Consider the following 8,427-nt stretch of genomic DNA (forward strand, 5'->3'; position numbering starts at 1 on the left):
TAAAAAAGGTTTCCCAAGTGATTGAGAAACCTTTTTTAAACAAATTATTTATAAAATTACTGTTTTACCAGTTCGAAAAACAGACTTACTTCTGCATCCTTCGCTACTCCGGCTCCGGTAGGATCATATTTAATTCCATAATCCAGACGGTTAACCGTGAATTTTGCCTGGAAGCCCATTACTTCTTTGCCCTGCTGGTTTTTTGTCACCCCGCCGAATGTTACCGGAACGGTGATATCCTTTACGGTTTCTTTAATTTTTAAGGTTCCTTTCAGGGTATAGTTGTTGTTTTTGTCTTTTGTAATGGACGTACTGTGGAAGCTCATTGCAGGATATTTTTCTGCATCAAAAAAATCAGGGCTTTTAAGATGCTTATCCCTCATTTCCACTCCGGTATTGATGGAGTTTACGTCCACTGAAAAATCAAAAACGGCATTATCCAGATTAGCACCCTGTGCACTTACTTTTCCTTTAAAAGCATCGAATCGCCCCTGTACAAAGTTGATTCCCATATGCTTGATATTAAAGTTAACAGATGAATGCATAGGATCTGCAGACCATTCCGTCTGTGCAAAACCAAAAACGCTTAGCAGCGTGAATACGAAAGATAAAACGACTTTTTTCATTGTATTATATTTTGATAGTTATTTTTTAATTTGTGTAAAGGTAAAGGATAAAAGCAGACCGGCCCTTGATGTATGTTATTTTTTAACCTTGGATGCTATTATTTTAGAATAAATTACATCAAAAATACATACCAATAGGAAAATTCCTATTGAATTGACATACAGCAGAAGATCCATCAGATCATCATCCTTACGGGTGGTAAAGTAAGTGAAAGGGTTTGTTTTAGACCATAGCAGCATCACCAGGTAAAGAATTTCAAACAGAACAGCCACTCTCCATATTCTGGTATAGCTGTTTTTAAAAATCAGAATGGTGATAAAACTTATCAGGCTGATCACCAGACAGCCAATAAATATGGCACCCCCCTGCAGCGAATAACCGGAAGGAGAAAGCCCTACCCATTTGACCGATTCGCCAACCATGCCTGCATTTAAAAAAGTCATGATTCCCAGAATCAGTATACTTTTTAGGATCAAATTTTTCATATCTGAAAATTAATTAAAATTCCGAAAGCAGATTCATTTTTTTTAACTTCGCAGTATGGCAAAACTGAAAACCGCATATTTCTGTCAAAACTGCGGAACCCAATACTCCCAATGGATGGGACAATGTAAAAACTGCGGGGAATGGAACACGCTGGTAGAAGAGGTCGTTGAAAAAACATCATCTAAAACACCTCCATTCTCTAAAACCAAACAGCACGTGATCAACATCATTGAGGTGGAGACCAGTGAAGAACCCCGAATTAAAACACCTTCCGAAGAGCTGAACCGAGTTCTGGGCGGCGGTATTGTGCTTGGTTCCGTCACCCTGATCGGTGGTGAGCCGGGAATCGGAAAATCTACCCTGCTGCTTCAGCTCGCCTTGAAAATGAAGAAAAAAATCTTTTATGTTTCCGGCGAAGAAAGTGCCTCACAGATTAAAATGAGGGCGGACCGACTGACAGATGTCCAAAATCCGAACTGTTTCCTGTTTACAGAAACTTCCCTGGAAAAAATCCTGCATGAAGCCAAAAAACTGGAACCGGATTTTATGATCATTGATTCTATCCAGACCCTTCAGTCGCAGCTGATTGAAAGTTCACCCGGAACCGTTTCCCAGATCAGGGAATGCTCCAATGAGATCATCAAATTTGCCAAAGATAACAATACGCCTGTCTTTCTCGTAGGCCATATCACAAAAGACGGTCAGATTGCAGGGCCAAAAGTTCTGGAGCATATGGTGGATGTGGTTTTAAATTTCGATGGCGACAGAAACCACCTATTCAGGTTGCTGAGAGCCAATAAAAACCGTTTCGGGTCTACCGCTGAGATTGGTATTTATGAAATGGTTTCCCAGGGACTAAAAGAAATCAAAAATCCGTCTGAAATCCTGATCACCAAGAAATTTGAAGAGCTTTCCGGAAATTCAGTGGCGGTCACTCTGGAAGGAAACCGGCCAATGCTGCTGGAGATCCAGGCGCTGGTAAGTACGGCTGTTTATGGAACCCCGCAGAGAAGCTCCACAGGATTTGATGCGAAAAGACTGAATATGTTGTTAGCCGTTTTAGAAAAACGAGCAGGTTTTCAGTTGGGCGCAAAGGACGTTTTTTTAAATATCACCGGAGGAATCAAGACAGATGATCCTGCTTTAGATCTGGCTGTGGTAGCGTCTATTCTTTCTTCCAACGAAGATATTGCTATTTCCGAACACTATTGTTTTGCAGGAGAAATAGGATTAAGCGGAGAAATCCGTCCGATTGCACAGGTAGAACAGAGAATCACCGAAGCAGAAAAGTTAGGCTATGAAAAAATATTTGTGTCCAATCTCAATAAAATTCCGAAAAGAAAATTTGGAATTAAGATTGAGGAAGTGAGCAAGATTGAGGATTTTCATGAGAGGATTTTTTAGTTTAGAGCTTAAACAATTCCCTTATTAAGGTTTATGATGTTACCGGGAAGGAGGTTTATGGAATATGAAGAATAAAGATGTAGGATCTACAGCTTTAGCCGGACAGATAGGGTTAAGCTAAAGCGGGAAGGATAAGATCCAGATATAATATAGGATAGATAAAGACATAAGCCAAGAACAGGCCTGGTAGTGTGGAATCTGTCTTTGTAAAAATATTGAAGCTGCTACATGTCGCCCTTACAGGGCTGATCAACCTAAAAAGCTATTAACAGTTCGCTCCTACGGAGCTCCCCTTTTGGCTGCAGCTGGGTTTAGGGTTTAGGGTTTAGGGTTTAGGGTTTAGGGTTTAGGGTTTAGGGTTTAGGGTTTAGGGTTTAGGGCAAAATTAAACAGTTTCATTGGTCCACTTCACATAAGTGATAAAAGATAATTGATAAATGATCAAAGATAAATGATAATTGATTTGAACAGATTATGGATACTGGGTATTCATTACCTATTACCTATTGCTTATTGCTTATTGCTTATCATTCATCATTTATCTTTGATAATTCATCATTTATTTCTTTTTGGTATAGCTACCAAACAAAAAACGTCTCACACAAAACTGTATGAGACGTTTTAATAAAAACTGGCGGCGGCCTACTCTCCCGCTTGTCGCAGTACCATCGGCGCTGGTGGGCTTAACTTCTGTGTTCGGAATGGGAACAGGTGAGCCCCACCGCTAAAACCACCCTAAAGAAGGTATATATTGTACAATGTCGGATGTATCATGTATAATGTATTTACATTATACTTTGTACAACCTACAGGGTACAAGTTTTAAGCGATAAAAACTTTCACAAAGACAAAACCTTTACTGCGCATAAAAGGCTTGTTATATAGCAACCATAGGCTATAAATCTACGGGTAATTAGTACTACTCGGCTATGCTGTTACCAGCTTTACACCTGTAGCCTATCAACGTCGTCATCTACAACGACCCTTAAAAGATGTCTCATCTTGAGGCGAGTTTCGCACTTATATGCTTTCAGTGCTTATCTCTTCCAAACATAGCTACTCAGCGGTGCACCTGGCGGTACAACTGATACACCAGAGGTTTGTTCAATTCGGTCCTCTCGTACTAGAATCAAGCCCTCTCAAACATCTAACGCCCGCAATAGATAGAGACCGAACTGTCTCACGACGTTCTGAACCCAGCTCGCGTGCCACTTTAATGGGCGAACAGCCCAACCCTTGGGACCTTCTCCAGCCCCAGGATGTGACGAGCCGACATCGAGGTGCCGAACCTCCCCGTCGATGTGAGCTCTTGGGGGAGACTAGCCTGTTATCCCCGGAGTACCTTTTATCCTATGAGCGATGGCCCTTCCATACGGAACCACCGGATCACTATGTCCTGCTTTCGCACCTGATCGACTTGTTGGTCTCACAGTCAAGCACCCTTATGCCATTACACTCTACGCACGGTTACCAAGCGTGCTGAGGGTACCTTTGAAAGCCTCCGTTACTCTTTTGGAGGCGACCACCCCAGTCAAACTACCCACCACGCAATGTCCTTCAATATGAAGTTAGGCTCCAAGTAAGTAAAGGGTGGTATTTCAACGTTGGCTCCACCAACACTAGCGTGCCGGCTTCAAAGCCTCCCACCTATCCTACACATTACTTACTCAAAGTCAATACGAAGTTATAGTAAAGGTTCACAGGGTCTTTTCGTCCCATTGCGGGTAATCGGCATCTTCACCGATACTACAATTTCACCGAGCTCGTGGCTGAGACAGTGCCCAGATCGTTACACCATTCGTGCAGGTCGGAACTTACCCGACAAGGAATTTCGCTACCTTAGGACCGTTATAGTTACGGCCGCCGTTTACTGGGGCTTCAGTTAATGCCTTCGGTTTAACCCTAAGCACCTTCCTTAACCTTCCAGCACCGGGCAGGTGTCAGACCCTATACAGCATCTTTCGATTTAGCAGAGTCCTGTGTTTTTGATAAACAGTCGCCTGGGCCTCTTCACTGCGGCCACCATTGCTGATGGCGTCTCTTCTTCCGAAGTTACGAGACTATTTTGCCTAGTTCCTTAGCCACGACTCACTCGAGCACCTTAGGATTCTCTCCTCGACCACCTGTGTCGGTTTTGGTACGGGTTGCTTCACTTCGGCTTTTCTTGGATCCGAGTTCACTACAGCAGCTTCGCCCGAAGGCTAGGCCTTGACTATTCCGTCAGTCTCCAGTAGCTACATCGAACCGTCCCCTTTTTAGTGTGAGCAAGTATGGGAATATTAACCCATTGTCCATCCACTACCCCTTTCGGGTTCGCGTTAGGTCCCGACTAACCCTCAGCTGATTAGCATGGCTGAGGAAACCTTAGTCTTTCGGTGAGGGGGTTTCTCGCCCCCTTTATCGTTACTTATGCCTACATTTTCTTTTCTGTCCGCTCCACAATACCTCACGATACTGCTTCAGCGCAAACAGAATGCTCTCCTACCAGATGTATTAATACAAATCCATAGCTTCGGTAATATGTTTATGCCCGATTATTATCCATGCCGGACCGCTCGACTAGTGAGCTGTTACGCACTCTTTAAATGAATGGCTGCTTCCAAGCCAACATCCTAGCTGTCAATGCAGTCCAACCGCGTTGCTTCAACTTAACATATATTTGGGGACCTTAGCTGTTGGTCTGGGTTCTTTCCCTCTCGGACATGGACCTTAGCACCCATGCCCTCACTGCCGCAGAACATTTATTAGCATTCGGAGTTTGTCAGGAATTGGTAGGCGGTGAAACCCCCGCATCCAATCAGTAGCTCTACCTCTAATAAACTTTTTTGCGACGCTGCACCTAAATGCATTTCGGAGAGTACGAGCTATCTCCCAGTTTGATTGGCCTTTCACCCCTACCCACAGGTCATCCGAAGACTTTTCAACGTCAACCGGTTCGGTCCTCCACTCTGTGTTACCAGAGCTTCAACCTGCCCATGGGTAGATCACAAGGTTTCGCGTCTAATCCTACTAACTAACTGCCCTATTCAGACTCGCTTTCGCTCCGGCTCCGGTACTTAATACCTTAACCTCGCTAGTAAAATTAACTCGTAGGCTCATTATGCAAAAGGCACGCCGTCACCCAACTTGTGGGCTCCGACCGCTTGTAGGCGTACGGTTTCAGGTTCTATTTCACCCTTCTATTCGAAGTGCTTTTCACCTTTCCTTCACAGTACTTGTTCACTATCGGTCTTTCAGGAGTATTTAGCCTTGGAGGATGGTCCCCCCATATTCAGACAGGATTTCACGTGTCCCGCCCTACTCATTTATCATCTAAATATGCCTTTCAAATACGGGGCTATCACCCGCTATGGCTGTTCTTTCCAGAACATTCTTTTAAACATATTAAGACTTTTGGGCTAATCCGCTTTCGCTCGCCGCTACTTACGGAATCTCTTCGATTTCTTTTCCTCCGGGTACTTAGATGTTTCAGTTCTCCGGGTTTGCTTCCCCTTAGGGATGACATATCTTCAATATGCCGGGTTGCCCCATTCGGACATCTGCGGATCAAGTCGTGTGTGCCGATCCCCGCAGCTTTTCGCAGCTTACCGCGTCCTTCTTCGCCTCTGAAAGCCTAGGCATCCGCCATACGCCCTTAACGATTTCTTTCCTATTTTTGGTTACTCAAGCGCTTTTATGCGCTCGGTTTTCTCTTTGTGATGTCTTTACCGTTAATGTCAATGATCTTTAATGCTTGTATTAATGTATTATGTACAATGTAAAATGTACGGCTCTCGTACTTTTTGATACATTTTCCATAAATACCCTCATACATTGTACTTTATACTTTCATACATGGTACAATTCGTGGAGAATAAGGGAGTCGAACCCTTGACCTCCTGCGTGCAAGGCAGGCGCTCTAGCCAGCTGAGCTAATTCCCCCTCTAGTTAAGATTAAATGATTAAAAGATTTAATGATTAAATAATTAACGCTCGCTAATGTTTTAATCTTTCAATTTTTTAATATTTAAATCCCTTTAATTAGTAGTCTCGGGCAGGCTCGAACTGCCGACCTCTACATTATCAGTGTAGCGCTCTAACCAGCTGAGCTACGAGACTTTGTTATGAGTAATGGGTGATGAGTAATAAGTAATATTTTAATATCCTTTTTTTCCTCGCTTCATTCTCAATCTCTTCCCTTTTACTAATTTCTAGTGGGTTTTATTTTATAATTGATAGATGATGATTGATGTTTGATATTTTATCAGTGATCAATTATCATTTATCTTTTATTTATATCAACCAAATAAAAAACTAAAGCTTAACTTTAAGCAGAATCAATGTACATCACTGTACTTAATTTTGTTTAACGTTCTTCAACGCTCTAAAATGAGATGTTCCAGCCGCACCTTCCGGTACGGCTACCTTGTTACGACTTAGCCCTAGTTACCTGTTTTACCCTAGGCAGCTCCTGTTACGGTCACCGACTTCAGGTACCCCAGACTTCCATGGCTTGACGGGCGGTGTGTACAAGGCCCGGGAACGTATTCACCGCGCCATGGCTGATGCGCGATTACTAGCGATTCCAGCTTCATAGAGTCGAGTTGCAGACTCCAATCCGAACTGAGACCGGCTTTCGAGATTCGCATCCAGTCACCTGGTAGCTGCCCTCTGTACCGGCCATTGTATTACGTGTGTGGCCCAAGGCGTAAGGGCCGTGATGATTTGACGTCATCCCCACCTTCCTCTCTACTTGCGTAGGCAGTCTCACTAGAGTCCCCAACTTAATGATGGCAACTAGTGACAGGGGTTGCGCTCGTTGCAGGACTTAACCTAACACCTCACGGCACGAGCTGACGACAACCATGCAGCACCTTGAAAAATGTCCGAAGAAAAGTCTATTTCTAAACCTGTCATTTCCCATTTAAGCCTTGGTAAGGTTCCTCGCGTATCATCGAATTAAACCACATAATCCACCGCTTGTGCGGGCCCCCGTCAATTCCTTTGAGTTTCAGACTTGCGTCCGTACTCCCCAGGTGGCTAACTTATCACTTTCGCTTAGTCTCTGAGTCCGAAAACCCAAAAACGAGTTAGCATCGTTTACGGCGTGGACTACCAGGGTATCTAATCCTGTTCGCTCCCCACGCTTTCGTCCATCAGCGTCAGTTATAGTTTAGTAACCTGCCTTCGCAATTGGTGTTCTAAGTAATATCTATGCATTTCACCGCTACACTACTTATTCCAGCTACTTCAAATATACTCAAGACATGCAGTATCAATGGCAGTTTCACAGTTAAGCTGTGAGATTTCACCACTGACTTACACATCAGCCTACGGACCCTTTAAACCCAATAAATCCGGATAACGCTTGCACCCTCCGTATTACCGCGGCTGCTGGCACGGAGTTAGCCGGTGCTTATTCGTATAGTACCTTCAGCTTTCCACACGTGGAAAGGTTTATCCCTATACAAAAGAAGTTTACAACCCATAGGGCCGTCATCCTTCACGCGGGATGGCTGGATCAGGCGCTAACCCATTGTCCAATATTCCTCACTGCTGCCTCCCGTAGGAGTCTGGTCCGTGTCTCAGTACCAGTGTGGGGGATCACCCTCTCAGGCCCCCTAAAGATCGTAGACTTGGTAGGCCGTTACCCTACCAACTATCTAATCTTGCGCGTGCCCATCTTTATCCACCTCAGTTTTCAATTCCAAATGATGCCATCCGGAATATTATGGGGTATTAATCTTCCTTTCGAAAGGCTATCCCCCTGATAAAGGCAGGTTGCACACGTGTTCCGCACCCGTACGCCGCTCTCTCTGTTCCGAAGAACAAATACCGCTCGGCTTGCATGTGTTACGCCTCCCGCTCGCGTTCATCCTGAGCCAGGATCAAACTCTCCATTGTATGTTTTTCCTGACCCGCTCAAAGTTT

General features: G+C 44.2%; 3 protein-coding genes, 2 tRNA genes and 3 rRNA genes. 1 reads left to right on the top strand and 7 read right to left on the bottom strand.

Translation table 11 applies throughout. From position 1 onward, the window contains the following. Window positions 1-56: 56 nt before the first annotated feature. Entirely contained in the window at window positions 57-626 is a 570-nt protein-coding gene (locus B7E04_RS21840; protein ID WP_080780606.1) for a YceI family protein, read from the bottom strand. 75 nt (window positions 627-701) lie between these two features. After that, complete coding sequence (locus tag B7E04_RS21845) at window positions 702-1,112, bottom strand: hypothetical protein (protein WP_080780607.1); 411 nt, start codon at window positions 1,110-1,112, stop codon at window positions 702-704. Window positions 1,113-1,167: 55 nt separating this feature from the next. On the opposite strand from B7E04_RS21845, the gene radA reads away from it, so the two are divergent. Next, window positions 1,168-2,517 carry a DNA repair protein RadA gene (gene radA, locus B7E04_RS21850; protein WP_080780608.1) on the top strand — a complete coding sequence of 450 codons (1,350 nt, stop codon included), beginning with the start codon at window positions 1,168-1,170 and terminating at the stop codon, window positions 2,515-2,517. A 629-nt stretch (window positions 2,518-3,146) separates the two neighbouring features. Here radA and rrf read toward each other — a convergent pair. The 5 genes from rrf to B7E04_RS21875 form a co-directional block, all read right to left on the bottom strand. Then, window positions 3,147-3,255, bottom strand: a 5S ribosomal RNA gene (gene rrf / locus B7E04_RS21855). Between the two features lie 155 nt (window positions 3,256-3,410). Next, window positions 3,411-6,165: ribosomal RNA gene (locus tag B7E04_RS21860) — 23S ribosomal RNA — on the bottom strand. A gap of 199 nt (window positions 6,166-6,364) precedes the next feature. Next, window positions 6,365-6,438 (bottom strand) — tRNA-Ala (locus B7E04_RS21865). Window positions 6,439-6,541: 103 nt separating this feature from the next. Then, window positions 6,542-6,615: transfer RNA gene (locus B7E04_RS21870), tRNA-Ile, on the bottom strand. Window positions 6,616-6,883: 268 nt separating this feature from the next. Beyond that, window positions 6,884-8,400 (bottom strand): 16S ribosomal RNA (locus B7E04_RS21875). The 16S, 23S and 5S rRNA genes sit together here with 2 tRNA genes alongside, the layout of an rRNA operon. Window positions 8,401-8,427: the final 27 nt, after the last annotated feature.

The sequence above is a fragment of the Chryseobacterium phocaeense genome (assembly GCF_900169075.1).
Classification (GTDB): domain Bacteria; phylum Bacteroidota; class Bacteroidia; order Flavobacteriales; family Weeksellaceae; genus Chryseobacterium; species Chryseobacterium phocaeense.

Coding starts and splice junctions, on each gene's coding strand:
- B7E04_RS21840 (WP_080780606.1), bottom strand. CDS start 626: ATGAAAAAAGTCGTTTTATCTTTCGTATTCACGCTGCTAAGCGTTTTT.
- B7E04_RS21845 (WP_080780607.1), bottom strand. CDS start 1,112: ATGAAAAATTTGATCCTAAAAAGTATACTGATTCTGGGAATCATGACT.
- radA (WP_080780608.1), top strand. CDS start 1,168: ATGGCAAAACTGAAAACCGCATATTTCTGTCAAAACTGCGGAACCCAA.